The organism is Bradyrhizobium sp. Kon69 (genome assembly GCF_055807515.1).
In genome coordinates, this window is the sequence record NZ_JBVVOS010000243.1 from 1 (window position 1) to 307 (window position 307).

Sequence of the window (307 nt, forward strand, 5' to 3'; positions counted from 1 at the left end):
GTGAGTCACTGCTGTCCACCACATTGTCGGCGCAGACGCCGGCCTACGATGTGCAGCAAGCCTGCGGCACGGGCCTGGAAGCGGCGTTGCTGGTGGCCAATAAAATCGCCCTTGGCCAGATCGAGGTGGGCATTGCAGGCGGCGCGGACACCACCTCCGATGCGCCGATTGGCATCAACGAGTCCCTGCGCCACACCTTGCTCGCGGCCAATCGGGCCAAGGGCATGGGCGACACGCTGAAAAGCCTGCTGAAGGTGCGCCCGTCGATGTTCTTCAAGCCGCTGCTGCCGCGCAATGGCGAACCCCG

The 307-nt window shown here is 65.1% G+C and carries 1 protein-coding gene; it reads left to right on the top strand.

Annotated features, from left to right (window positions below):
- A partial coding sequence (locus AC0L3U_RS39000) for a thiolase family protein (protein WP_473365058.1) occupies nt 1-307 on the top strand: 307 nt, incomplete at both ends.